This window comes from Blastococcus sp. SYSU D00868 (assembly GCF_054050575.1).
This window is the reverse complement of record NZ_JBJGZO010000001.1, coordinates 84,845-110,126: the sequence shown is the minus strand read 5'-3', so window position 1 is coordinate 110,126 and position 25,282 is coordinate 84,845. Positions and strand designations below refer to the sequence as shown.

Genomic DNA, 25,282 nt, shown 5'->3' with positions numbered 1-25,282 from the left:
TCGGGTGCTACTCCGGCTGCAGGTAGCGGGCCGCCTCGCGGACGTGGGCCATCGCCGCGCGCGCGTACGCCGGCGTGGCCCCGGCCAGGCCGCACGCCGGGGACAGGGTGACCGCCGCGGCCAGCTCGTCGGCGGCGAAGCCCAGCTCGTGCCACCAGGCCCGCAGGCGGGAGGCGGTCGCCTTCGGCGCCGGCAGGACGGCGTCGGTGCCGGGGACGACGCCGAGCACCAGGTGCAGCCCGGCGTCGACCGCCGAGCCGACGGCGTCCAGGTCCTGCACCAGCCCGTGGTCGAAGGAGACCGCGGCGGCGCCGGCGGCCCGGAACAGCTCCAGCGGGGCCCGGTCCGCGCAGCAGTGCACGGCGACCGGCCCCGGGAGGGCGGCCACCACCGCGGCCAGCTCCTGCCGCACGACGGGCGCCTCGACGGCCGGCAGCCTGCCGAAGCCGCTGGCGGTCGGCAGCGCCCCCTGCACGACCGCCGGCAGGCTCGGCTCGTCCAGCTGCACCACCACCCGGGCGCCGGGCACCCGCGCCGACACCTCGGCCACGTGCGCCGCGATCCCCTCGGCCAGCGACTGCCCGAGGTCGCGGCGGGCGCCGGGGTCGACCACCGCCCGGTCCCCGCGCATGCGCTCGAGCGCGGCCGCCAGCGTCCACGGCCCGGCGGCCTGCACCTTGAGTCCGCCCGTGTACCCGGCGGCCAGCTCGTGCAGGGCGTCGAGGTCGCGGGCGAGGAACTCCCGGGCCCGGCGCTGGTCGACCCCGCCGCGCGGGACCAGCCGCCAGCCGGCCGGGGTCAGGTCGACGGCGAGGTCGACCAGCAGCGCCGCGCTGCGCCCGACGAGGTCCGCGCCGGCACCGCGGCCGGGGAGCTCGGGCAGGTGCGGCAGGTCGGGCAGCTCCCCCAGGACCACCCGCATCGCCTCGACCGGGTCGGTGCCCGGGAGCGAGCCCACACCGGTGGCGGCGCCCCACGCGGGGGCGCCGGACGCCTCGGTCACGGGCGGCCCGCCGCCACGACCGGCGCCTGCCCGAGCACGAGGTCGCCGCGCTCGGCGTCGGGCAGGTACAGCACCGCGGACTGGCCGGGCGCCACCCCGCGCTGCTCCTCGTCCAGGGCGATGGTCAGCCCGCCGTCGGCGGCGTCCACCGTGCAGGGCACCGCGGCGCCGTGCGCGCGCAGCTGCACCTGCGCCCGCAGCGGCAGCGCCGGGGCCGCACCGGTCCAGGTCGGCGCCCCGGTGCGGACCTCGCCGACCCCGGCCAGGTCGGCGGTGCCGATCGTCACCGTGCGCGAGACGGGCTCGATGCCCAGGACGTAGCGCGGCCGCTGGTCGCCGACGCTCACCCCGAGGCCGCGCCGCTGGCCGACGGTGAACCCGTACGCGCCCGAGTGCTCCCCCACCGTCGCGCCGGTGGCGGCGTCGACCAGCGGGCCCGGCTGCTCGCCCAGCCGCCGGGCGAGGAAGCCGCGGGTGTCGCCGTCGGGGATGAAGCAGATGTCGTGCGAGTCGGCCTTGGTGGCGACGGCGAAGCCGCGCTCGGCCGCGATCGCGCGCACCCGGTCCTTGGTCATCGAGCCCAGCGGGAACACCGCGCCGGCCAGCTGCGCGGGCGTGAGCACCGCGAGCACGTAGGACTGGTCCTTGGCCGCGTCGACCGAGCGGCGCAGCTCGCCGCCGGCGAGCCGGGCGTGGTGCCCGGTGACGACGGCGTCGAAGCCCAGGGCGCGGGCCCGGTCCAGCACCGCGCTGAACTTGATCCGCTCGTTGCAGCGCAGGCACGGGTTGGGCGTGCGCCCGGCCGCGTACTCGGCGACGAAGTCCTCGACGACGTCGGCGGCGAAGCGCTCGGCGAGGTCCCACACGTAGAACGGGATGCCGAGCTCGTCGGCCACCCGGCGGGCGTCGTGCGCGTCCTCCACGCTGCAGCACCCGCGGGCGCCGCTGCGCAGCGTCTGGCGGTCCGGGGAGAGCGCCAGGTGCACGCCGGTGACCTCGTGCCCGGCGTCGACGGCCAGCGCCGCGGCGACCGCGGAGTCCACCCCGCCGCTCATCGCGGCGAGCACCCTCATCGGGACCCCAGGCCGGCCCGCCGCGCCCGCTCCACCACCGGCCCGATGACCTCGAGCACCGCGTCGACGTCGGCGTCGGTCGAGGTCGAGCCGAGCGAGAAGCGCAGCGAGCTGCGCGCCCGGTCGGCGTCCGCGCCGACGCCGAGCAGCACGTGGCTGGGCCGGGCGACGCCGGCGCTGCACGCCGACCCGGTGGAGCACTCGACGCCGCGCGCGTCGAGCAGCATGAGCAGCGCGTCGCCCTCGGCGCCGGGGAACGACAGGTGCGCGTTGCCGGGCAGGCGGCCCGGGCCCCCGGCGAGGACGTCGTCCAGCGGTGCGCCGTTGAGCTGCGCGTCGGGCACCTGGGCGACCACCCCCGCGACCAGCCGGTCGCGCAGGGCGGCCAGCCGGGCGGCGCGCTCGGCGCGGCCGGCCACGGCGGCCTCCGCCGCGACGGCCAGCCCCACGATGGCGGCCACGTCGAGGGTGCCCGAACGGACGTCGCGCTCCTGGCCGCCGCCGTGCAGCAGCGGCATGCAGGCCGCGTCCCGGCGCAGCAGCAGGGCGCCGGCGCCCATCGGCCCGCCGAGCTTGTGGCCGGTCATGGTCAGCGCGTCGACCCCGCTGGCGCCGAAGTCGACCGGCACCTGCCCGACCGCCTGCACCGCGTCGGTGTGCAGCGGGACCCCCGCCCCGTGGGCGACCTCGGCGAGCGCCGCCAGGTCGCTGACCGTCCCGATCTCGTTGTTGGCCCACATGAGGCTGACCAGCGCGACGTCCGCGCCGTCGCCGAGCGCCGCGCGCAGCGCGTCCGGGGTGACCCGGCCGGTGGCCTCCACGGGCAGCCAGGTGACCTCGGCGCCCTCGTGCTTGGCCAGCCACTCGACGCTGTCGAGGACGGCGTGGTGCTCGATCGGGCTGGTGACGATCCGCCGCCGCTGCGGGTCGGCCTCCCGCCGGGCCCAGAACACGCCCTTGACGGCGAGGTTGTCGCTCTCGGTGCCGCCGCCGGTGAACAGCACCTCCGACGGGCGGGCGCCCACCGCGGCGGCCAGGCGCTCGCGGGCCTGCTCGGCGCTGCGGCGCGCGGCGCGGCCGCTGGCGTGCAGCGAGGAGGCGTTGCCCACCCGCGCGAGCTGCTCGGTCATCGCGGCCAGCACCGCGGGCAGCAGCGGCGTGGTCGCCGCGTGGTCGAGATACGTCACCCGTCCTCCTCGCTGGCGCTCGTCGGCCAGGTGCCGTGACGTGCTGTGCTCACGCGTGACCGCGCACCCTGGGTCACGAGGCCTCCTCGCCGGCCGCCACGCCCGCGCTGGCTGCAGGCCGGCCCGCCCCGGCCAGGGTAGTCGCGGCCCCGGGGGCCGCCTCCGCGGCCGGGGTCCGGCCCGCACGCGGGGCCACGAGCAGGCCGGCGACGGCGACGGCGGCGAGCAGGGCGACGGCCGCGAGGACCGCGCCGGCCAGCGGCAGCGCCTCCTGGCTCGCGGCGCCGACCAGGACGCCGACCGCGCCCACGCTGAGCGCCGAGCCGGTGACGTCGGAGATCTGCAGGGCCGCGGAGTCCGCGCCCCGCCGGTCCTCCGGCGAGTGCTCGAACAGCAGGACGCCGACGCTGGGCATGCCCAGACCCATCCCGAAGCCGGCGACGGTCCAGGTGAGGTAGGCGGTCCAGCCGCCGATGCCGGGCAGCGCCACGAGCGCGGTGCCCGCCACGCCCAGGGCCAGCGACGCGAACCCGATCCGCAGGAGCAGCACCCGGGACAGGCCCGGGAAGCGGCCCTGGGAGAACGACGCCAGCGCCCAGCCGAGCGACCCCGCGGTCAGCGGGACGCCGGCCGCCACCGGGCTGTACCCGTGCAACTCGGTCAGCGACAGCGGCAGCAGCGCGTCGACGCCGAAGAACGCCCCGGCGAGCAGCCCGCGCGAGGCGACGACCGTCGGCAGGCCGCGGCGGGCCCGGGCCGTGCCGGGCGGCAGCAGCGGGCGCAGCCCCAGCACGAGCGCGGCCAGGCCGACGACGGCGAGGGCGGCGGCGAGCGCGTCGAGCCGCTGGCCGGCGTACTGCAGCAGGGCGATGCCCAGCCCCGCGAGGCCGGCCCACCACCGCCGCGCCGGATCCGGGGTCGCCGCCCGGTCGGGCACCGGCAGCGCGCGGAGCGCGGGCAGCACCAGCAGCAGCCCCGCGACCACCAGCGGCAGCAGCCCGAGGAACACCAGCCGCCACGAGGCGTGCGCGGTGACCAGGCCGGAGACCAGCGGCCCGACCAGCGCCGGCAGCACCCAGGCGGTGGAGAAGGCGCCGAACAGGGCCGGCCGCACCCGCGGCGGGAACGCCTGGCCGGCGGCCACGTACAGCGAGACCGCGATCAGGCCCGAGCCCAGGCCCTGCACCGCGCGGCCGGCCACCAGGACCGCCATCGAGCCGGCCACGCCGGCGACCAGCAGCCCGGCGGCGAACACCGTGACACCGGCGACCAGCGCCGACCGCGGTCCGCGGCGGTCGCCGACGTCCCCGCCGACCACCATGCCGACCACCGAGGCGACGAGGAAGGCGGAGAAGGGCCAGCCGTACCAGGCCAGGCCGTCGAGCTCGGCCACCACGGTGGGCATCGCCGTCCCGACGGCCATCGTCTCGAACGCGACCAGCGTGACGAGCATGAGCAGCCCGATGGTGCGCAGCCGCAGCTCCCGCCCGAACAACCCGCCGTCCACGTCCTGCGCCAACCCGCTCCTCCCTCCGCTGCTTCCCGTGCCGCCGCTCCCCGTGCCGCCGCCGGCGGCCCCGCACACGGCCGAGCGCCGGCCCCCTCGGCGAGGGGACCGGCGCTCGGCGGGGTGCTGCTGCTACTTGCGGGCGGTGATCAGCTCGGTGGCCTGCGGGACGACGACGTTGAGGTCGCCGATCACGCCGAAGTCGGCCAGCTCGAAGATCGGGGCCTCGGGGTCCTTGTTGATGGCCACGATCGTCTTCGAGGTCTGCATGCCGGCCCGGTGCTGGATGGCGCCGGAGATGCCCACGGCCACGTACAGCTGCGGCGACACGGTCTTGCCGGTCTGCCCGACCTGGAAGCTGTGCGGGTAGAAGCCGGAGTCCACCGCGGCGCGGGAGGCGCCGACCGCCGCGCCGAGCGAGTCGGCCAGGCCCTCGATGATGGAGAAGTTCTCGGCGCTGGCCACGCCGCGGCCGCCGGAGACGACGATCGAGGCCTCGGTCAGCTCCGGCCGGGAGGACTTCTGCTCCACGACCCGGTCGAGCACCCGGGTGGCCTTGGCCGCGTCGGACACGGCCACCGACACCTGCTGCTCCGCACCCGCGGCCGGGGCCGGCTCGGGGGCGACGGAGTTGCCGCGCAGGGTGTAGATCGGGGTGCCGGTCGTCACCTTGGAGTGCACGATCGTCTGCCCGGCGAACGCCAGCTGGGTGGCGGTGCCGTCGGCGGCGATCTCGGTGACGTCGGTCAGGAAGCCGCTGCCGGTCTTCAGCGCGACGCGGGCGGCGATCTCCTTGCCCTCCGGCGAGGACGGGACGACCACGGCCGCCGGCGACTTCTCCGACACCAGCTGGGCCAGCAGCTCGGCCTTCGGCGCGACCAGGTAGTCGTCGAAGTCGGGGCTCTCGGCGACGTAGACCGTCGCCGCGCCGTACTCGGCCAGCTTGTCGCGCACGCCCGCGGCGGTGCCGGGGGCGCCGGCGACGACGGCCGACACCTCGCCGAGGGCGCGGGCGGCGGTCAGCGCCTCGAGGGTGGTCTTGCGGACGCCCTCACCGGCGGGGTTGAGCTCGGCCAGGACCAGGACCTCAGCCATGGGGATTACCTCTCTCCTTCGATCCGGATCCGGGTCAGACGATCTTCTGGCCGGCGAGGAAGTCGACGAACTTCTGCGCGCCGTCGCCCTCGTCGGGCACCTTGACGCCCTCGCCCTTGGGCGGGCGGCCGGCGAAGTCGAGCACCTGGCTGGTCGCCGTCCCCAGGCCGACGCTGCCCGCGTCCACGCCCAGGTCGGCCAGCGACTTGGTCTCCACCGGCTTCTTCTTGGCGGCCATGATCCCCTTGAAGGAGGGGTAGCGCGGCTCGTTGATGGTGTCCCAGGTCGACACGATCGCCGGCAGCGGCGCCTCCAGCGCCCAGTAGCCGCCGTCGGTCTGCCGCTCCACCTGCACCTTGCCGTCGGCGACGGTGAGCTTGCGGGCGCCGGAGACCTGCGGCACGCCCAGCCGCTCGGCCAGCAGCGCCGGCATGACGGCCATCAGCCCGTCGGTCGAGGTGGCGCCGGTCAGGATGAGGTCGTACTCGATCTGCTGCAGCGCCGCGGCCAGCACGGCCGAGGTCTGGATGGCGCACGAGCCGTGGATGGCGTCGTCGACGACGTGCACGGCCTTGTCCGCGCCCATCGACAGCGCCTTGCGGATCGCGTCGGTGGCGCCGGCCGGGCCGACGGTCAGCACCGTGACCTCGCCGCCCTCGCGGTCGCGGACCTGCAGCGCCTCCTCGATGGCGTACTCGTCGATCTCGTTGACGACGTTGTCCGCAGACGCCCGCGCGACGGTGTTGTCCGAGGGGTCCAGCGAACGCTGGGTGCCCGAGTCGGGGACCTGCTTGACCAGAACGACGATGTTCATCGCCAGACCTACCTCCGGATCGGTCAGGGGGACGCGAGCCCGACGGCCCGCCTGGCTCCGATCATGGAGGTTACTTCCAGGTAAAGACGCCGACGACGGCAGAGGCGGTGAGCCCGGTCACCCGGCGGGCCGCCACTCCCCCGTCTCGGCGAAACGGCGCAGGGTGGCGGCGTGCGGCGCCAGGTCCAGCCCCTGCGCCGCCACCCACTCGTCGGAGTAGTAGGTGTGCGCGTACCGCTCGCCGCCGTCGCACAGCAGGGTGACGACGCTGCCCCGGACGCCGGCCCGCAGCATCTCGGCGACCAGCGCGAACGCGCCCCACAGGTTGGTGCCGGTGGAGCCGCCGGCCCGCCGGCCGGTCGCCTCGGCGAGGTGGCGCATGGCCGCCAGCGACGCCGCGTCGGGCACCCGGATCATCCGGTCGACGATCGTGGGGACGAACGAGGGCTCGACCCGCGGGCGGCCGATGCCCTCGATCCGCGAGGGCGTGCCCGTCGTCCAGCCCGGCTCGCCGGCGGCGTAGCCGGGGAAGAACGCCGAGTTCTCCGGGTCGACGACGGCCAGCCGCGTGCGGAACCGGCGGTAGCGCAGGTAGCGGCCGATGGTGGCGCTGGTGCCCCCGGTGCCGGCGCCGACGACGACCCACTCGGGGACGGGGTGGCGCTCGAGGGCCATCTGGTCGAACACCGACTCGGCGATGTTGTTGTTGCCCCGCCAGTCGGTGGCGCGCTCGGCGTAGGTGAACTGGTCCAGGTAGTGACCGCCGCACTCCGCGGCCAGCCGCCGCGCCTCCCCGTACATGTCGGGAGCCCGGTCGACGAAGTGGCAGCGGCCCCCGTGGAACTCGATGAGCGCGACCTTCTCCGCGCTCGTCGAGGCCGGCATCACCGCGACGAACGGCAGCCCGAGCATGCGGGCGAAGTACGCCTCGCTCACCGCGGTCGAGCCGCTGGATGCCTCGACCACCGTCGTCCCCTCGGTGATCTGGCCCGAGCACAGCCCGTACAGGAACAGCGAGCGCGCCAGCCGGTGCTTGAGGCTGCCGGTCGGGTGCGTCGACTCGTCCTTGAGGTACAGGTCGACGCCCCACTCCGGCGGCAGCGGGTAGGCCAGCAGGTGGGTGTCCGCGCTGCGGTGCGCGTCGGCCTCCACGACCGCCACGGCACGGTCGACCCAGGCGCGGCCGGCGGGGTCGGAGCGGTCGAGGTCGGCGCGGTCGAGGTCGGCGCGGGCGAGGTCGGCGCGGGCGAGGTCGGCGCGGTCGAGGTCGGCGCGGTCCAGGTCGGGGGGCCGGCTCACCCCTGCGCCCCGGGCTCGGCGGCGGCGACCAGCGCCGGGCGCTCCGCGGGGGTGACGGTCACCGCCGTCCCGGGGGTCAGGTCCTGGCTGTCGACGCTGGCGACGTCGACCTGCACCTCCAGCCCGTCGGGCAGCGCGACCGCCAGCCGGGTGCTGGCGCCGGAGAAGGTGCGGGTGACCACCCGGCCCACCCCCCGCTCGTCGGCGGCGACCAGCAGCCCCTCCGGGCGGACCAGCGCGACGGCCGGGCCCGGCGCCGGGGCGGCGCCGAGCACCTCCCGACGCACGCCGAGGAACTCGACGTCGCCGTCGCCGAGGACGGCGGGGATGCGGTTCATCGTGCCGACGAACTGCGCGACGAACGCCGTCGCCGGCCGCTCGTACAGCTCGTCGGGCGAGGCGACCTGCTCCAGCCGGCCGGCCCGCATGACGCCGACCCGGTCGGCCACCGACAGCGCCTCGGCCTGGTCGTGGGTGACGAAGACCGTGGTGATGCCCAGCTCCAGCTGCAGCCGGCGGATCTCCTCCCGCAGCTGCACCCGGACCTGCGCGTCCAGCGCCGACAGCGGCTCGTCGAGCAGCAGCACCCGCGGCTCGACGGCCAGGGCGCGGGCCAGCGCCACCCGCTGCTGCTGGCCGCCGGAGAGCTGGTGCGGGTAGCGGCCGGCGCGGTCGGCGAGGCCGACCAGCTCCAGCAGCTCCGCGGCCCGCCCGCGGCGCTCGGCCTTGGCGCCGCGGCGGCGCACCCGCAGCCCGAAGGCGACGTTGTCGGCGACGGTGAGGTTCGGGAAGAGGCTGTAGGCCTGGAAGACCATGCCCATGTCGCGCTTGTTGGCCGGCACCCCGGTGACGTCGTCGCCGTCGAGCAGCACCCGCCCGGAGTCGGGCCGCTCGAACCCGGCGACGGCCCGCAGCGCCGTGGTCTTGCCGCAGCCGGAGGGGCCCAGCAGCGCGAGGAACTCGCCGCCGGCGATGTCGAGGTCCAGCCCGTCGAGGGCGAGCACCGAGCCGTAGCGCCGGGTGAGGCCCTCCAGCCGGACGGCGACGCCGGGGCGCTGCCGCAGCTCGGCGGCGGCGGAGTTGTCCGGCGACGCGGCGCCCGGCACGGCGGGGGCCGACGGGGTGGACGGGACGGCGGTCATACGGGGTCCTCCCCCCGGCGCCGGCGGTCCAGCGCGGAGATCAGCAGGAGCAGCGCCCAGGTGAGCAGCAGCGAGAGCACCGAGACCGCCACCGACAGCTGCGGCTCCGCGCCCGAGGCGAGGACGATCCAGGTCGGGAAGGTCTGGAACCCGAGGATGTTGGCCACGGTGAACTCGCCGAGCACGAGGGCCACGGCGAGGAACGAGGCGTTGAGCACCGACGTGCGCAGGACCGGCAGCACGACCCAGAGCATCACCCGCGGCCAGGAGGCGCCGAGGTTGCGCGCGGCCTCGGTGAGCGTGCGCAGCCCGGCGCCGCGCACCCCGGCGTCCAGCGCCCGGTAGACGAACGGCATCGCCAGCACCACGTAGACGAGCACGAGGATCCAGGGCAGGTCCGGCTCCTGGAGCGCGAACATGAACTCGGCCAGCGGGGTGTTCAGGAAGTAGTCCGGCGCCCAGGCCAGCACGCTGCGGACGCCGACGACGAGCGCGATCGGCGGCAGCACCAGGGGCAGCAGGGTGAGCAGCTCGACCGTCGTCCGCAGCCGGGGCAGCCGCAGCTCCACGAGCACGACGACCGGCACCACCAGGGCCAGCGCGATGAGCACGGTGAACAGGGCGAGCAGCAGCGAGCGGCCGAAGGTCTCGGCGAAGCCCTCCGCGCCCGGGATCCGGGTGTACGGCTCGAGGGTGACGCCGCCGTCGCGCCGGTCGCGGATCGTGTACCAGATCGAGGCGCCGAGCGGGACCAGGAAGTAGACGCCCAGGACGGCGAACACCGCCCAGCGCCACCACCCGCCGCCCCGGCGCCCGGGCCGGGCCGGCGTCTCGGGGGCGACGCCGCCGGCGCCGGTGACCCCGGTCGTCATCGCCGTCATGCCAACCACCGCTGCGCGCGCCGCTGCACCCAGGCGTAGAAGACCATCACCACGCCGACGAGCACGACCATGCCCAGCGCCAGGGCCTTGCCCAGGTTCTCCGCGCCGACGACGACGTTGCTCGACAGCGAGTCGGCGATCTGCAGCGTGACGAGCGGGACGCTGCTGCCCACCAGCGCCTTCGCGGTGGCGTACGCGGCGAACGCGGAGGCGAACAGCAGCATCGCCGCGCCCAGCACGGGCGGCGCCAGCACCGGGCCGCCCACGTACCGCCAGTACTGCCAGCCGGTGGCGCCGAGGTTGTCCGCGGCCTCGCGCCACTGCGGCCGCAGCGCCTCCACCGCGGGCGTGATGGTGAGGACCATCAGCGGGATCAGGAAGTACAGGTAGACGACGCCCAGGCCGGTCATCGAGGTCAGCGAGAAGCCGTCGAGCCCGAGGGTGTCGGTGAGCAGCGAGGTGACGACGCCGGCGTTGCCGATGGTGGCCAGGAACGCGAAGGCCAGCGGGACCCCGCCGAAGTTGGCCAGCACGCCGGAGGCGGTGAGCACCATCCGCCGCAGCGCCCGCCCGCGGCGGGAGCCCACGACCGCGAAGGACAGCGCGAGGCCCAGCACCGTGGCGAGCACGGCGGTGACCGCCGACAGCTGCAGGCTGCCCAGGTAGGCCCGCCCGTAGGCGCCCTCGGTGACCCGGCCGATGTTGTCGGTCGACCAGGTCTCGTCGAACGTGACCGGGTCGGTGACCCGGAACGCCTCGACGGCGAGGACGCCGAGCGGCAGCAGCAGGAAGACCGCGACGTAGAGGAAGAACGGCACCGTGCCCAGCACGCTGAGCAGGCCGGCGCGGTGCGCGCCGGGGGTGTCCAGGCTCGACGTGTGCGGGATGGTGGTGCTCAGCCCGACATCTCCTCGTTCCAGCGGGCCGTCACGACCTCCTTGGCCGCACCCTCCTGCTCCTCGGTCGGGAACTCGGCGTCGCCCTCGACCGGCGGCAGCGCGGCCAGTGCCTCGGGGTCGGCGGTGCCGGCCTCCTGCATCGCGGGCAGGCGGACCGGGCGGGCGCCGCCGGCCAGCCACAGGTTCTGACCCTCGTCGCTGTACAGGAACTCCTGCCACAGGCGGGCGGCCGCCGGGTGCGGCGCGAACGCGCTGATCGCCTGGCTGTAGTAGCCGCCGAACAGGCCGTCGCTGGGGACGGCCACCTCCCAGGTGGTGCCGATCTCGGCCAGGCCCTCGGCGTAGGAGGCGTTGAGGTAGTCCCAGTCGATGACGATCGGGGTCTCGCCGCTCTCGATGGTGGCCGGCGTGCTCTCGACCGGGTTGAAGTTCCCGGCGTCCTTGAGCTCGACGAAGAAGTCGATGCCCGGGCCGATGTCGTCGAGGTCGCCGCCGTTGGCCAGCGACGCCGCCCAGACCCCGCCGAACGCGGCCGCGGCCTGCGTCGGGTTGCCGTTGAGCGCGACCTGGCCGGCGTAGCGCGGGTCGAGCAGGTCCTCGAAGGTCTGCGGGCACTCGCCGACGATGGTGGCGTTGCAGCCGATGGAGATGTAGCCGCCGTAGTCGTTGTACCAGTGGCCCTCCGGGTCCTTCTGCCCCTCGGGGATCTCGTCCCAGGTCTGCACCTGGTACGGGGCGAGCAGGTCCTGGGCCTGCGCCTGCCGCGCGAAGGCGGTGCCGAGGTCGAGGACGTCGGGGGCCCGGTCCTGGCCGCGCTGCTGCTGGACGGCGTTGAGCTCGTCCTGGCTGGAGCCGTCGGGCAGCGTGCTGTTGACCTGGATGTCGTAGGTCTCCTCGAACGTGGAGATGATCTCCCCGTAGTTCGCCCAGTCCGGCGGCAGCGCGATGACGTTCAGCTCGCCCTCGGCCTGCGCGGCCGCGACCAGCTCGTCCATCGAGCCGAAGTCCTCCAGCGAGGTGGCCTCGGCGGCGTCGCCGCCGCCACCACCACCGCCGCCACCGCCACCGTTCCCGCTCCCTCCCCCGTCGTCGCTGCCGCAGGCAGCGAGGGCGAGGCCGGCCGTGAGCAGGGCCACGGCGGTCTTCGGGGTGCTGCGTCGCACGAGGTTCCTCCAGGTGTCTGTGCCGTCGGCCGCGGGCAACGGGGCCCGGCAGCCCCCGGGATGGTGACAGACGGGGGACCGTCCGGTGGGCCCGAACGGCGACGGTGTGGCGAACACGAGACGAACGGACGGCCCGCGGGGCCGCGGTCAGCGGCCGGAGAAGGTCGCCTTGCCGGGCCCGTTCTCGATGAACGAGCGCATGCCGCCCTGCTGGTCCTCGGTGCCGAACAGGCCCGAGAAGAGGCGGGTCTCCAGCGCCAGCCCCTGCGACAGGGTCATGTCGAGGCCGTCGTCGATCGCCTGCTTGGCCGCGGCCAGCGCCAGCGTCGGGCCGGTCGCGAAGCGCCGGGCCATGGCCAGCGCGGTGGAGTACACCTCGTCGTCGGGGACGACGGCGTCGGCCAGGCCCATCTCCAGCGCCTCCTCGGCGCCCACGTGCCGGCCGGTGAACACCAGGTCCTTGGCCTTGGCCGGGCCGACCAGGCGGGCCAGCCGCTGCGTGCCGCCCGCGCCGGGGATCACGCCCAGCAGGATCTCCGGCTGGCCGACCTTGGCCCCGGCGCCCATGACCCGGAAGTCGGCGCACAGGGCGAGCTCGTAGCCGCCGCCGAGGGCGTAACCGGTGATCGCGGCGATGACCGGCTTGGGGATCCGCTGCACCGCGCTGAACGACTCGGTGAGCTCGCGGCCCCAGGCGGCCATGCCGCGGGCGTCCAGCTCGGCCATGGCCTTGATGTCGGCGCCGGCGGCGAAGACCCGCTCCCCGCCGTAGAGGACGACCGCCCGGATCTCCTCCCGGCCCGCGGCCTCGATCGCCGCCGCGCGCACCTCGCGGTGCAGCTGGTCGTTGATGGCGTTCATCTTGGGCCGGTCGAGGCGGATGGTGCCCACCCCGTCCTCGACCTGCAGGGTCACGAACTCCGGCTCGCTCACGGGCACCTCCGGCGCTGGGACGTCGTCGTCCCCGGCACCCTAGCCAGCGGCGGCCCTCATGCCGCCCGGCGGGCGGTGAAGCGCCCCTCGGTGCGGTCCAGCCGCAGCCGCAGGCCGAAGGTCTCCGACAGGCCCTCGGCGGTGAGCACCTGCTCCAGCCGGCCGGAGTCGACGACCTCGCCGCCGCGCAGCAGCAGCGCGTGGGTGTAGCCCGGCGGGATCTCCTCGACGTGGTGGGTGACCAGCACCTGCGCGGGCGCGTAGAGGTACCCGGCGAGATCGGACAGGCGGGCCACCAGGTCCTCCCGGCCGGCCAGGTCCAGCCCGGCGCCCGGCTCGTCGAGCAGCAGCAGCTCCGGGTCGGGCATCAGCGCGCGGGCGATCTGCACCCGCTTGCGCTCGCCCTCGCTGAGGGTGCCGAACGGGCGGTGGGCGAACGCGTCGACGCCCCACTGCCGCATGAGCATCGCGGCACGGGTGAGGTCGGCGATGTCGTAGCGCTCCCGCCAGCGGCCGACGACGGCGTAGCCCGCGGAGACGACGACGTCCCCGGTCCGCTCCCCGGGGGCGATGCGCTGGGCGAGGGCGGCGCTGGTCAGCCCGATCCGCGGCCGCAGCTCGAAGACGTCGACCGCGCCGAGGGTCTCCCCGAGCAGCCCCACCACCCCGCGCGTGGGGTGCATGTGGGCCGAGACCAGCTGCAGCAGCGTGGTCTTCCCGGCGCCGTTCGGGCCGAGCACGACCCAGCGGTCGTCGGCGTGCACCGTCCAGTCGACCCCGCGCAGCAGGTGGGTCTCACCGCGGACGACGTCGACGCCGCGGATCTCGACGACGGGCTCGGACGCGGCGGGACTCGACACGTGCCCATCCAACCAACCCGCCGCGGCCCGCCGGTTGGCAGGATCACCGGGTGCGTTCTGCAGCGAGCGACCTCGAGGTCTGGCCCGGCTCCCCCGCCCCGCTGGGTGCCTCCTGGGACGGCAACGGCACCAACTTCGCGCTCTGGTCGGCCGGGGCGCAGGCGGTCGACCTGTGCCTGTTCGAGCCCGACGGCAGCGAGCACCGGCACCGGCTGCAGGAGACCACCCACCAGGTCTGGCACGGCCGGGTGAGCGGCGTCGGCCCGGGACAGCGCTACGGCTACCGGGTGCACGGCGGCTACGACCCCGGCAACGGGCTGCGCTACAACCCGGCCAAGCTGCTGCTGGACCCCTACGCGCGGGCCGTCGACGGCGAGCTGACCCTGCACCCGGCGCTGTTCGGCCACCCGGGAGAGGCGGTGGACTCCGGCGTCCCCGACACGACCGACTCCGCGCCGTACGTGCCCCGCGGGGTGGTGGTGCACGACCCGTTCCCCTGGGACGGCGACCGCCGCCCGGGCACGCCGTGGTCGGACACCGTCATCTACGAGGTGCACGTGCGCGGGGCGACGATGCGCCACCCGGACGTCCCCCCGGCGCTGCGCGGCACCTACGCGGGGCTGGCCCACCCGGCGTTCGTCGAGCACCTGCAGGCGCTCGGCGTCACCACGGTCGAGCTGCTGCCGGTGCACCACTTCGTCAGCGAGCCGCACCTGCTGCGGCGGGGGCTGACCAACTACTGGGGCTACAACACTCTCGGCTACTTCGCCCCGCACGCCGCCTACAGCTCGGCGGGGTCGGGCGGCGCGCAGGTCACCGAGTTCAAGGCGATGGTCAAGGCGCTGCACGCCGCGGGCATCGAGGTGGTGCTGGACGTCGTCTACAACCACACGGCCGAGGGCGACCACGCCGGCCCGACCCTGTCGTTCAAGGGCATCGACAACCGCGGCTACTACCGGCTCGACGGCGCCAACCCCTCCCGGTACACCGACTACACCGGCTGCGGGAACACCCTCGACGTCCGGCGCCCGCAGGTGCTCGCCCTGCTCATGGACTCGCTGCGGTACTGGGTGACCGAGATGCACGTCGACGGCTTCCGGTTCGACCTCGCCGCGGCGCTCGCCCGGTCGATGCACGACGTCGACCGGCTGTCGGCCTTCTTCGACGTCGTCCACCAGGACCCGGTGGTCAGCCAGGTGAAGCTGATCGCCGAGCCCTGGGACATCGGCGAGGGCGGCTACCAGGTGGGCAACTTCCCGCCGCTGTGGACCGAGTGGAACGGCCTGTACCGCGACACGGTCCGCGACGTGTGGTCCGGCGCGCACGTCGGCGTCCGCGACCTGGCCTACCGGCTGACCGGCTCCTCGGACCTGTACCGCTCCGACGGGCGCCGTCCCCTCGCCAGCATCAACTTCGTGACCGCGCACGACGGGTTCACCATGCGCGACCTCGTCACCTACGAGCACAAGCGCAACGAGGCGAACGGCGAGGACAACCGGGACGGCGAGAGCCACAACCGGAACTGGAACTGCGGCGTCGAGGGCCCCACCGACGACCCGGCTGTGAGCGCGCTGCGCGGCCGCCAGGTGCGCAACCTGCTGACGACGCTGCTGCTGTCGACCGGCGTCCCGATGCTCACCGCCGGCGACGAGCTCGGCCGCACCCAGCGGGGTAACAACAACGCCTACTGCCAGGACGACGAGCTGTCCTGGATCGACTGGGACGACGTCGACGGCGACCTGCTGGAGTTCGTGTCGCGGCTGGTGCGCCTGCGCCGCTCCTCCCCCGTGCTGCGGCAGGTGGCCTTCTTCGAGGGCCACGAGATCCCCGGCACCGGCGGCACCCGGGACCTGGCCTGGTTCGCCCCGGACGGCGGCCAGCTCACCACCGCCGACTGGTTCGACACCGACCTGCAGACCGTCGGGATGTACCTCGACGGCCGCGGCATCCGGCACCGCGACGACCACGGCCGGCCGGTGCGCGACGAGTCGTACCTGGTGTGGCTGCACGCCGGGCCCGAGCCGGTGACGGTGCAGCTGCCGGGCGCGCCGTGGAGCGACGGCTACGAGTTCGTCGTCTCCACCGAGTACCCGACCGGTGTGCCGCCGCGGCCGGCGGTGGTCGCGCCCGGCCCCATCGACCTGCCGTCCCGGACCGTCTGGCTGCTGCGGGTCCTCCGCCGTCCCTGAGACGGCCGGAGCCGGACGACGGTGTGCGCCGAGGTGCAGTTCCCGGGCCGGGAACTGCACCTCGGCGCACACCGTCCGGTGCGGGAGTCAGCTCCGGGCGGTGTCCTGCTCCAGGTGCACCCGCTGGTCCTGCCGCACCGAGGACGCCGGTGGCCCAGGACCCGGCGGGTCCTGGGCCACTCGCGTGCGGCGGTGCGGGCGCTCAGTCCTGCGGCTGCTCGAAGGTGATGACGGTCCAGCCCAGCAGCAGGCGGTCGCCGTCGGACAGCGGGTGGGCCACGCCCGGCTCCAGCTGGGTCCACTCGGTGGCCTCGGGGCCGGCGACGTGGGTGCCGTTGAGCGAGCCGAGGTCGACCAGCGACACCTCGCGGCCCTGGCGCTGGACGGCGGCGTGCGCGGAGGAGAGCACGTTCTGGGTGTCGGCGATCGGCACCGGCCGCGCCGACCCGGTGGTGACCAGCTCGTGGCTGTCGGGGCGGCGGCCGAGCACCAGGTCCTCGTCCACGGTGACCACGAGGCCGTCGTCGAAGCGCAGGACCGGCGCCGCGGGCGGCTCCGGCTTCCAGAACGCCGTCGCCTCCCCGCCGTCGGTGCCGGGGCCCTGCGCGGCGGCGGCCGGGGCGTAGCCGCCGCCCGGGGCGCCGAAGCCGGCGTCGGAACCGGCGGAGAACGACGAGGGGGCCTGCGTGGCGCTGGGCACCGCGGCGGCCGAGGCATGCGCCACCGCGGCCAGCTGCAGCATCGCGCCGCCGCCGGGGACGGTGCCCTCGACGAGGTCGTAGGCCACGCCCGGCGGCATCGACGGCACGGCCTGGCCGGGGCCGACGTAGAGGCTGGAGCCGAGCTGGAACCCGGCGGCGAGCGTGCAGCCGCCCGCGACCTGGTGCCCGGCCACGGGGACGCCGTCCACCGCGGGCTGGCCCTTGCCGTACCAGAGCGCCACCCCGGTGCCGGAGCCCCCGGCGGTGTCGACGAGCACGAGGGCGAACGAGGCCGACCCGCCGCCGAGGCCCGCGACCTCGCCGGCGACCGCGGCCAGGACCCGGTCCGCCCCGGGGCCGGACACGCCCAGGCAGGCGTGCAGGGCGGCCGTCAGCGCGGGGGCACCGGGAGCGTCCACCCACAGCAGACCGCCGCCGCGACGGGCGACGACGGCATCTCCGGGCAGGACTTCACAGCGGTCGGGCATGCCCGCCAGCCTAATGACCGACGGCGGAACTGGGCGGTTCGGCAAGTGCGCCACGCCGGTCGCACCACCGCGTTCGGGGAGTGGTGCGACCGGCGTGACGCGTGAGCCTCAGGCGGTCGCGACCAGACCGAGCTCCGCCGGGTCGGCGAGGTGCCCGGAGTGCGGGAGCACGCGCACGGTGTAGCCGAAGGCGCCGGTCCGCTCCAGCGGCAGCGTGGCGGTGAACCAGTGCCGCGAGCCGTCCGCGTGCTCGAGCGTCATCGGGATGGTCGTGACCTCGTGCAGCCCGTCGGCGTCGTCCACCCGGCCGTAGGCCGCCTGCACCTGGACGTCCTGCGGCGTCAGTCCCGGCAGCTCCACCTCGGCCCGCAGGGCGAGGGTGGTGCCGATCTCCGGGGTGTCGCCGACGCCGGTGGCCTCCACGTGCGCGACCCGGACGGTGTTCCACCGCTCCTGCAGCCGCGCCCGCCACGCCGACTCCTCGCGGGCCGGGGCGTAGCCACCGTCGGCCATCGCGCGGGCCGAGCCCGCGGCCGGCACGTAGAGCCGCTGCACGTAGTCGCGCACCATCCGGGTGGCCAGCACCTTGGGGCCGGTCTCGCGCAGGGTGTGCCGCACCATCTCGACCCAGCGGGTCGGGATGCCGTCGCGGTCCGCCTCGTAGAAGCGCGGGATGACCTGGGTGCCGAGCAGGTCGTAGATCGCCCGCGCCTCGACCTCGTCGCGGCGGTCGGGGTCGGCCACGCCGTCGGCGGTGGGGATCGCCCAGCCGTTCTGGCCGTCGAACCACTCGTCCCACCAGCCGTCGCGGATGGAGAGGTTCAGCCCGCCGTTGAGCGCGGCCTTCATGCCCGAGGTGCCGCACGCCTCCAGCGGCCGCAGCGGGTTGTTCAGCCACACGTCGCAGCCCCAGTACAGGTACCGCGCCATGCCGATGTCGTAGCCGGGCAGGAACGCGATCCGGTGCCGGACGGCGGGGTCGTCGGCGAACTTCACCATCTGCTGGATCAGCTGCTTGCCGCCGTCGTCGGCCGGGTGGCTCTTGCCGGCGATCACCAGCTGCACGGGCCGCTCGTCGTCGAGCAGCAGCGCCCGCAGCCGCTCGGGGTCGCGCAGCATCAGCGTCAGCCGCTTGTAGCTGGGCACCCGGCGGGCGAAGCCGATGGTGAGGACGTCGGGGTCGAACGCCGACTGGGTCCAGCCGACCTCCGCCTCCGCCGCGCCGCGGGCCAGCGCGACCTCGCGCAGCCGGCGGCGCACCTCGTCGACCAGGCGGCCGCGCAGCATCCGCCGCGTGCTCCACAGCTCGCCGGCGCTGATCCGGTCCACCCCGTCGAAGGAGGCCGGCTCGTCACCCTCGACCGGGTCGCCGGTGCGGGAGCTCTGCGTGCCCAGGTCGACCAGCTCCCGGGCGGTCCAGGTCGGGGCGTGCACGCCGTTGGTGATCGAGCCGATCGGCACGTCGGCCTCGTCGAACCCGGGCCACAGGTCGCTGAACATGTGCCGGCTCACGTGGCCGTGCAGCTGGCTGACGCCGTTGGCGCGCTGGCCCAGCCGCAGCCCCATGTGCGCCATGTTGAACTTCGTCGGGTCGTCCTCGGCGCCCAGCGGGATGAGGTGCTCCAGCGGGACGCCGAAGCCCGCGAAGTACCGCTCGATCAGGGCCCGCGGGAAGCGGTCGATGCCGGCCGGCACCGGGGTGTGCGTGGTGAACACCGTGCCCGCGCGGACGGCCTGCAGCGCCTCGGCGAACGACAGCCCGTGCGACTCGGTGAGCTCGCGGATGCGCTCGACGCCCTGGAAGCCGGCGTGGCCCTCGTTGGCGTGGAACACCTCCGGCGCCGGGGTGCCGGTGAGCTGGCAGTAGGCCCGCAGCGCGCGGACGCCGCCGATGCCCAGCAGCATCTCCTGGCGCAGCCGGTGGTCCTCGTCGCCGCCGTAGAGCCGGTCGGTGACGCCGCGCTCGGCCGGGGCGTTCTCCTCGATGTCGCTGTCGAGCAGCAGCAGCGAGACCCGGCCGACCTGCGCCCGCCACACGTGCGCGTGCAGGGTGCGCCCCTCGGGCAGCGGCACGTGCACCACGACGGCGGACCCGTCGGCCTGGCGCAGCAGCTTCACCGGCAGCCCGTGCGGGTCCAGCGACGGGTAGTGCTCCAGCTGCCAGCCGTCGGCGGACAGGCCCTGCTCGAAGTAGCCGGCCCGGTAGAGCAGCCCGACGCCGATCAGCGGGACACCGAGGTCGGAGGCGGCCTTGAGGTGGTCGCCGGCGAGGATGCCGAGGCCGCCGGAGTACTGCGGCAGCACCTCGGTGATGCCGAACTCGGCGCTGAAGTAGGCGATCGACGCCGGCGCCTCGGCGCCCAGCGACTGATACCAGTGCGGGGCCGACAGGTACTCGTCGAGGTCCTCCACGACGTCCTGCAGGCGGCGCACGAAGCGGCGGTCCTTGGCCAGCGTCGCCAGCCGCGAGGCCGACACCTCGCCGAGCACCTTGACCGGGTCGCCCCCGCACGTCTGCCAGAGCTCGGGGTCGAGCGCCTCGAAGAGGTCCCGCGTCTCCGGGTGCCAGGACCACCGGAGGTTCATCACGAGTTGGGCGAGCGGCATCAGCTCCTCGGGGAGGGATGCCCGGACCGTGAACCGACGGAGAGCACGCACGACGGCGACCCTATCCACGACCGGGCGGTCGGGCTCCTCTAGCACGGACCCGCCCGGCGGGACCGCTCACCCCGGGGCCTCTGCTCCGACATGCCCGCTGTTCGTGATCTCGCTAGCGTGATCGCGATGACTGGCCGCGCTGACCTCCGCCTCGGCATCACCGATGTCGCCCCCGTCGTGTCCTGCGGGTCGTTCTCCGCCCGCGCCGTGGTCGGCGAGCACGTGCCGATCACGGCCACCGTGTTCCGCGAGGGCCACGACGCCGTCGCCGCAGACGTCGTCTGGACCGGGCCCGACGGCACCCGCGCCCCGTTCACCCGCATGGCGCCCTACAGCCAGGAACCCGACCGGTGGCTGGCCACCGTCGTCCCGGACCGGGAGGGCCGCTGGACCTTCCGGGTGGAGGCGTGGAGCGACCCGCTGGCCACCTGGCACCACGCCGTCGAGGTGAAGATCGAGGCCGGGCAGGGCCCGGAGGACCTCGCCAACGACCTCGAGGACGGCGCCCGGCTCCTCGAGCGCGTCGCCGCGGAGGCCGACGGCGAGTGGCGCGACCGGCTGACCGAGGCCGTCACCGCCCTGCGCGACACCGACCGCGACCTGACCGCCCGGGTGGCCCCCGCGCTGGCACCGGCGGTGCAGGAGCACCTGCACGAGCACCCCGTCCGGCAACTGGTCACCGCCTCCCCCGAGTACGAGGTGTGGGTCGACCGGCCGCGCGCGCTCTCCGGCTCCTGGTACGAGTTCTTCCCCCGGTCGACCGGGCCGGTGGTCGGCGGCACCCCCACCCACGGCACGTTCACCACCGCCGCCGACCGGCTGCCCGCCGTGGCCGACATGGGCTTCGACGTCGTCTACCTGCCGCCGATCCACCCGATCGGCACGGTCAACCGCAAGGGCCGCAACAACACCCTCACCCCCGACCCGGACGACGTCGGCTCGCCGTGGGCCATCGGCTCGGCCGAGGGCGGCCACGACACCGTGCACCCCGAGCTGGGCACGATGGAGGACTTCCAGCGGTTCGTCCGGCGGGCCGGCGAGCTCGGCATGGAGGTGGCGCTGGACTTCGCGCTGCAGGCCGCGCCCGACCACCCGTGGGTGAAGACCCACCCGGAGTGGTTCACCACCAAGCCCGACGGCACGATCGCCTACGCGGAGAACCCGCCGAAGAAGTACCAGGACATCTACCCGATCAACTTCGACAACGACCCCGCGGGCATCTACGCGGAGTGCCGCCGGGTGATCCAGGTGTGGATCGACGCCGGCGTGAAGGTCTTCCGCGTCGACAACCCGCACACCAAGCCGCTGAACTTCTGGCACTGGCTGATCTGGGACGTCAAGCAGAGCCACCCCGACGTGCTCTTCCTCGCCGAGGCCTTCACCCGGCCGGCGATGATGCACCAGCTGGCGCGCATCGGGTACACGCAGTCCTACACGTACTTCACCTGGCGCACCCAGCGCGGCGAGCTCGAGGACTACGGCCGCGAGCTCGCCGAGAACGCGCACTACATGCGGCCGAACTTCTTCGTGAACACCCCGGACATCCTGCACGCGTCGCTGCAGTACGGCGGGCCGCCGATGTTCAAGATCCGCGCGGTGCTCGCGTCGATGATGAGCCCGACCTGGGGCGTCTACTCCGGCTACGAGCTGTACGAGCACGTGGCCGTGCGACCCGGCAGCGAGGAGTACCTCGACAGCGAGAAGTACCAGCTGCGCCCGCGCGACTGGGCGGCCGCCGAGGCCTCGGGCCGCAGCCTGGCGCCCTACCTGCGGCGGCTGAACGAGATCCGTCGCGCGCACCCGGCGCTGCAGCAGCTGCGGACGCTGCGCTTCCACCCGGTCGACAACCCGAACCTGATCTGCTTCTCCAAGACCGACCCCGGCTCCCAGGACGCCGTCCTGGTCGTGGTCGCCCTGGACAGCCACAACCGGCAGATCGGGACGACGGCGCTGGACCTGGCCGTGTTCGGCCTGGACTGGCACGAGCGGTTCGCGGTGCGCGACGAGCTGTCGGGCGCCACCTACGACTGGGGGCAGTTCAACTACGTCGAGCTGGACCCCTACCACGAGCCGGCGCACGTCTTCTCGATCACCTTCCCCCGACCGGTGACCTGGCCGCCGCCGGTCGCGTGACCCGCCCCGCCCACTCACCTCCAGCCCACCCGCACAGCACTACCTGAGGGGCGACACCTCCCGATGACCGTTCCCGTTCCCGACACCCCCGGCCGCTCCGCGCTGCCGCCGCCCGGCACCGACCCGGAGTGGTACAAGCGCGCGGTCTTCTACGAGGTGCTCGTCCGCGGCTTCGCCGACAGCAACGCCGACGGCGTGGGCGACCTGCGCGGCATGATCGACAAGCTGGACTACCTGCAGTGGCTCGGCGTCGACTGCCTGTGGTTGCCGCCGTTCTTCGCCTCGCCGCTGCGCGACGGCGGCTACGACGTCAGCGACTACACCGCCGTGCTGCCCGAGTTCGGCGACATCGAGGACTTCCGGGAGCTGCTGCAGGAGGCCCACTCCCGCGGCATCCGCGTGATCATCGACTTCGTCATGAACCACACCTCGGACCAGCACCCCTGGTTCCAGGCCAGCCGCAGCGACCCCGAGGGCCCCTACGGCGACTTCTACGTGTGGGCCGACGACGACACCGGCTACGCCGACGCGCGGATCATCTTCGTCGACACCGAGAGCTCGAACTGGACCTTCGACCCGGTGCGCAAGCAGTACTTCTGGCACCGGTTCTTCTCCCACCAGCCCGACCTGAACTTCGAGAACCCGAAGGTCGTCGAGGCGATCCTGGACGCGCTGCGGTTCTGGCTGGACCTGGGCATCGACGGCTTCCGGCTCGACGCCGTCCCCTACCTGTTCGAGGAGGAGGGGACCAACTGCGAGAACCTCCCCAGGACCCACGAGCTGCTCAAGCAGGTCCGCAAGGTCGTCGACCGCGACTACCCCGACCGGGTGCTGCTGTGCGAGGCCAACCAGTGGCCGGCCGACGTCGTCGAGTACTTCGGCGAGGACGGCGACGAGTGCCAGATGGCCTTCCACTTCCCGGTGATGCCGCGCCTGTTCATGGGCGTGCGACGGGAGCAGCGGTTCCCGATCTCGGAGATCATGGCGCAGACGCCGGACATCCCGGCCAACTGCCAGTGGGGCATCTTCCTGCGCAACCACGACGAGCTGACCCTCGAGATGGTCACCGACGAGGAACGCGACTACATGTGGGCGGAGTACGCCAAGGACCCCCGCATGAAGGCCAACATCGGCATCCGCCGCCGGCTGGCGCCGCTGCTGGACAACGACATCGACACCCTCGAGCTGTTCAACGCCCTGCTGCTCAGCCTCCCGGGGTCGCCGGTCCTCTACTACGGCGACGAGATCGGCATGGGCGACAACATCTGGCTCGGTGACCGCGACGGCGTCCGCACGCCGATGCAGTGGACCCCGGACCGCAACGGCGGGTTCTCCACCGCCGACCCGCAGCGGATGTACCTGCCGCTGAACGCCGACCCGGTCTACGGCTACCAGGTCACCAACGTCGAGTCGCAGCTGCGCAACACCACCTCGCTGCTGCACTGGATCCGGCAGATGATCCGGGTCCGCGGCCAGCACCCCACCTTCGGCCTGGGCAGCTTCGCCGAGATCGGCTCGCGCAACCCCACGGTGCTGTCGTTCGTCCGCGAGTTCGGCGACGACATCGTGCTGTGCGTCAACAACCTGTCGCGGTTCCCGCAGCCGGTGGAGCTGGACCTGCGCAGGTTCGAGGGCTACACGCCGATCGAGCTCACCGGCCGGGTGGAGTTCCCGCAGATCGGCGTCCTGCCCTACATGCTCACGCTGGCCGGGCACGGCTTCTACTGGTTCGAGCTCGCCAAGCCGGCACCGGAGCCCGAGCCGGTCGTCGAGGAGCACGAGACCGCCGGCTCCGCCGTGGCCGACTCGCTGCTGGCGGCCGGCGTGGTCCACGCCGCCGACGACGCGCCGGGAGGGGACCGATGAGCGCGCTCACCGACATCCTGCGGGAGTGGATGCCGAACCAGCGGTGGTTCGGCGGCAAGGGCCGGGAGTGGGCCGGCGTCGAGGAGGACGGCTTCTTCCTCGACCGGTCCGGCCCCGTGCTCTCGGTGCACCGGGTGCACGTCACCTACACCGACGGCGGCAGCGACACCTACCTGGTGCCGCTGTCCTGGCACGACCACGTCGTGGAGGACCTGTCCTCGGCGTTCGTGGGCGCCGTCCCCGGCGGGGACCGGGAGAACTACGCCTACGACGCGATGCGCGACCGGGAGGCGACGACGCCGTGGCTGGTCCACCTGGCCGAGCAGGCGCGGGTCGGGTCGCTGCGCTTCGTCGCCGAGGAGGGGGCGACCATCCCGGCGGGGCTGCCCGGTGACGTCATCTCCACCGAGCAGAGCAACACCTCCCTGGTGTACGGCTCCGAGGCGATCCTCAAGCTCTTCCGCCGGCTCGAGCCCGGGCTCAACCCCGACGTCGAGATCCACGACGCGCTGCGGCGCACCGACAACGAGCACATCGCGCCGCTGCTGGGCTACGCCGAGATCGACCACGACCGGGACCCGGACACCGAGCCGGCCACCGTGCTGATGCTGCAGACGTTCGTGCCCAACGCCAGCGACGGCTGGCGGCTGGCCACCGCCAGCGTGCGCGACCTGTACGCCGAGGGCGACCTGCACGCCGACGAGGTGGGGGGCGACTTCGCCGCCGACAGCGAGCGGCTCGGCGCGGCGACCGCCTCGGTGCACGCCGACCTCGCCGCGGTGCTGCCGACGCAGCCGGCCGACCGGGAGTGGTTCGAGGCGGCCGCCGAGGAGATGACCGGCCGCCTGGAGGCCGCCCTGCCGGTGGTGCCGCAGCTGGAGGAGCACGCCGAGGGCCTGCGCCGGCTCTACGCCGAGCTGGCCGACTGCCAGGAGCCGGTCGTCCGCCAGCGGGTGCACGGCGACCTGCACCTGGGCCAGGTGCTGCGCACCGCGACCGGCTGGATCCTGCTCGACTTCGAGGGCGAGCCGGCCCGGCCGCTGGCCGCGCGGCGGCAGCTGGACAGCCCGATGCGCGACGTCGCCGGGATGCTGCGCAGCTTCGACTACGCCGCCCGGCACATGCTCGTCGAGCAGCCCGAGAACACCCAGCGGGCGTACCGGGCGCAGGAGTGGGCCGAGCGCAACCGCAGCGCCTTCTGCGCCGGCTACTCCGCCGCCAGCGGGCTCGACCCCTGCGCCGACTCCCCCGTGCTGCGCGCGTTCGAGGCGGACAAGGCCGTCTACGAGTGCCTCTACGAGGCGCGCAACCGCCCGCACTGGCTGATGATCCCGCTGCAGTCGCTGTCACGGCTGGCCGCCGGCTGACCGGACCGGCCCGGCGGATCCCGG

At 74.4% G+C, this 25,282-nt stretch carries 19 protein-coding genes; 4 read left to right on the top strand and 15 right to left on the bottom strand.

Features of this window, described 5'->3' with window-relative positions; all coding sequences use genetic code 11:
* Positions 1–7 precede the first annotated feature (7 nt).
* The 13 genes from ACI79F_RS00505 to ACI79F_RS00445 form a co-directional block, all read right to left on the bottom strand.
* Positions 8–1,003 (bottom strand): methionine synthase, encoded by a 996-nt coding sequence (locus ACI79F_RS00505; RefSeq protein ID WP_456543752.1) that lies wholly within the window; start codon positions 1,001–1,003, stop codon positions 8–10.
* The gene (gene mnmA, locus ACI79F_RS00500; RefSeq protein WP_456543753.1) at positions 1,000–2,076 is read right to left on the bottom strand and encodes a tRNA 2-thiouridine(34) synthase MnmA; all 1,077 of its coding nucleotides are present in this window, start codon (positions 2,074–2,076) and stop codon (positions 1,000–1,002) included. Before mnmA ends, ACI79F_RS00505 begins: the two co-directional genes overlap by 4 nt.
* Complete coding sequence (locus ACI79F_RS00495) at positions 2,073–3,263, bottom strand: cysteine desulfurase family protein (protein WP_456543754.1); 1,191 nt, start codon at positions 3,261–3,263, stop codon at positions 2,073–2,075. Before ACI79F_RS00495 ends, mnmA begins: the two co-directional genes overlap by 4 nt.
* A gap of 73 nt (positions 3,264–3,336) precedes the next feature.
* Positions 3,337–4,782 (bottom strand): MFS transporter, encoded by a 1,446-nt coding sequence (locus ACI79F_RS00490; RefSeq protein ID WP_456543755.1) that lies wholly within the window; start codon positions 4,780–4,782, stop codon positions 3,337–3,339.
* 120 nt (positions 4,783–4,902) lie between these two features.
* Complete coding sequence (locus ACI79F_RS00485) at positions 4,903–5,865, bottom strand: electron transfer flavoprotein subunit alpha/FixB family protein (RefSeq protein ID WP_456543756.1); 963 nt, start codon at positions 5,863–5,865, stop codon at positions 4,903–4,905.
* Positions 5,866–5,899: 34 nt separating this feature from the next.
* Positions 5,900–6,679: an electron transfer flavoprotein subunit beta/FixA family protein gene (locus ACI79F_RS00480; protein ID WP_456543757.1), complete on the bottom strand. Its 780-nt coding sequence runs from the start codon at positions 6,677–6,679 to the stop codon at positions 5,900–5,902.
* Positions 6,680–6,796: 117 nt separating this feature from the next.
* Positions 6,797–7,978 (bottom strand): L-cysteine desulfhydrase Cds1, encoded by a 1,182-nt coding sequence (cds1, locus tag ACI79F_RS00475; protein WP_456543758.1) that lies wholly within the window; start codon positions 7,976–7,978, stop codon positions 6,797–6,799.
* Positions 7,975–9,120, bottom strand: coding sequence for an ABC transporter ATP-binding protein (locus tag ACI79F_RS00470; protein WP_456543759.1), 1,146 nt, complete (start codon positions 9,118–9,120; stop codon positions 7,975–7,977). The genes cds1 and ACI79F_RS00470 overlap by 4 nt, the downstream gene beginning before the upstream one ends.
* Complete coding sequence (locus tag ACI79F_RS00465) at positions 9,117–10,001, bottom strand: ABC transporter permease (protein ID WP_456543760.1); 885 nt, start codon at positions 9,999–10,001, stop codon at positions 9,117–9,119. The genes ACI79F_RS00470 and ACI79F_RS00465 overlap by 4 nt, the downstream gene beginning before the upstream one ends.
* A complete protein-coding gene (locus ACI79F_RS00460; RefSeq protein WP_456543761.1) occupies positions 9,998–10,831 on the bottom strand; it encodes an ABC transporter permease in 834 nt (277 codons plus the stop codon). Before ACI79F_RS00460 ends, ACI79F_RS00465 begins: the two co-directional genes overlap by 4 nt.
* A 65-nt stretch (positions 10,832–10,896) precedes the next feature.
* The gene (locus tag ACI79F_RS00455; RefSeq protein WP_456543762.1) at positions 10,897–12,063 is read right to left on the bottom strand and encodes an ABC transporter substrate-binding protein; all 1,167 of its coding nucleotides are present in this window, start codon (positions 12,061–12,063) and stop codon (positions 10,897–10,899) included.
* A 147-nt stretch (positions 12,064–12,210) separates the two neighbouring features.
* Positions 12,211–12,996 (bottom strand): enoyl-CoA hydratase/isomerase family protein, encoded by a 786-nt coding sequence (locus ACI79F_RS00450; RefSeq protein WP_456543763.1) that lies wholly within the window; start codon positions 12,994–12,996, stop codon positions 12,211–12,213.
* Positions 12,997–13,052: 56 nt separating this feature from the next.
* Positions 13,053–13,856: an ABC transporter ATP-binding protein gene (locus ACI79F_RS00445; protein ID WP_456543764.1), complete on the bottom strand. Its 804-nt coding sequence runs from the start codon at positions 13,854–13,856 to the stop codon at positions 13,053–13,055.
* Between the two features lie 50 nt (positions 13,857–13,906).
* On the opposite strand from ACI79F_RS00445, the gene glgX reads away from it, so the two are divergent.
* Complete coding sequence (gene glgX, locus ACI79F_RS00440; RefSeq protein WP_456543765.1) at positions 13,907–16,045, top strand: glycogen debranching protein GlgX; 2,139 nt, start codon at positions 13,907–13,909, stop codon at positions 16,043–16,045.
* 202 nt (positions 16,046–16,247) lie between these two features.
* On the opposite strand, the gene ACI79F_RS00435 is transcribed toward glgX, so the two are convergent.
* On the bottom strand, positions 16,248–17,234 hold the full coding sequence (locus ACI79F_RS00435; protein ID WP_456543766.1) for an FHA domain-containing protein: 987 nt from the start codon (positions 17,232–17,234) through the stop codon (positions 16,248–16,250).
* Between the two features lie 108 nt (positions 17,235–17,342).
* Positions 17,343–19,892 carry an alpha-glucan family phosphorylase gene (gene glgP / locus ACI79F_RS00430; protein ID WP_456578856.1) on the bottom strand — a complete coding sequence of 850 codons (2,550 nt, stop codon included), beginning with the start codon at positions 19,890–19,892 and terminating at the stop codon, positions 17,343–17,345.
* A 126-nt stretch (positions 19,893–20,018) separates the two neighbouring features.
* Here glgP and ACI79F_RS00425 point away from each other — a divergent pair, with 126 nt between their 5' ends.
* The 3 genes from ACI79F_RS00425 to ACI79F_RS00415 all read left to right on the top strand — a co-directional run bounded on the left by ACI79F_RS00425 (position 20,019) and on the right by ACI79F_RS00415 (position 25,258).
* Positions 20,019–22,025 carry an alpha-1,4-glucan--maltose-1-phosphate maltosyltransferase gene (locus tag ACI79F_RS00425; RefSeq protein WP_456543768.1) on the top strand — a complete coding sequence of 669 codons (2,007 nt, stop codon included), beginning with the start codon at positions 20,019–20,021 and terminating at the stop codon, positions 22,023–22,025.
* A 63-nt stretch (positions 22,026–22,088) separates the two neighbouring features.
* On the top strand, positions 22,089–23,891 hold the full coding sequence (gene treS, locus ACI79F_RS00420) for a maltose alpha-D-glucosyltransferase (RefSeq protein ID WP_456543769.1): 1,803 nt from the start codon (positions 22,089–22,091) through the stop codon (positions 23,889–23,891).
* Positions 23,888–25,258 carry a maltokinase N-terminal cap-like domain-containing protein gene (locus ACI79F_RS00415; protein ID WP_456543770.1) on the top strand — a complete coding sequence of 457 codons (1,371 nt, stop codon included), beginning with the start codon at positions 23,888–23,890 and terminating at the stop codon, positions 25,256–25,258. Before treS ends, ACI79F_RS00415 begins: the two co-directional genes overlap by 4 nt.
* The last annotated feature ends 24 nt before the right edge of the window (positions 25,259–25,282 follow it).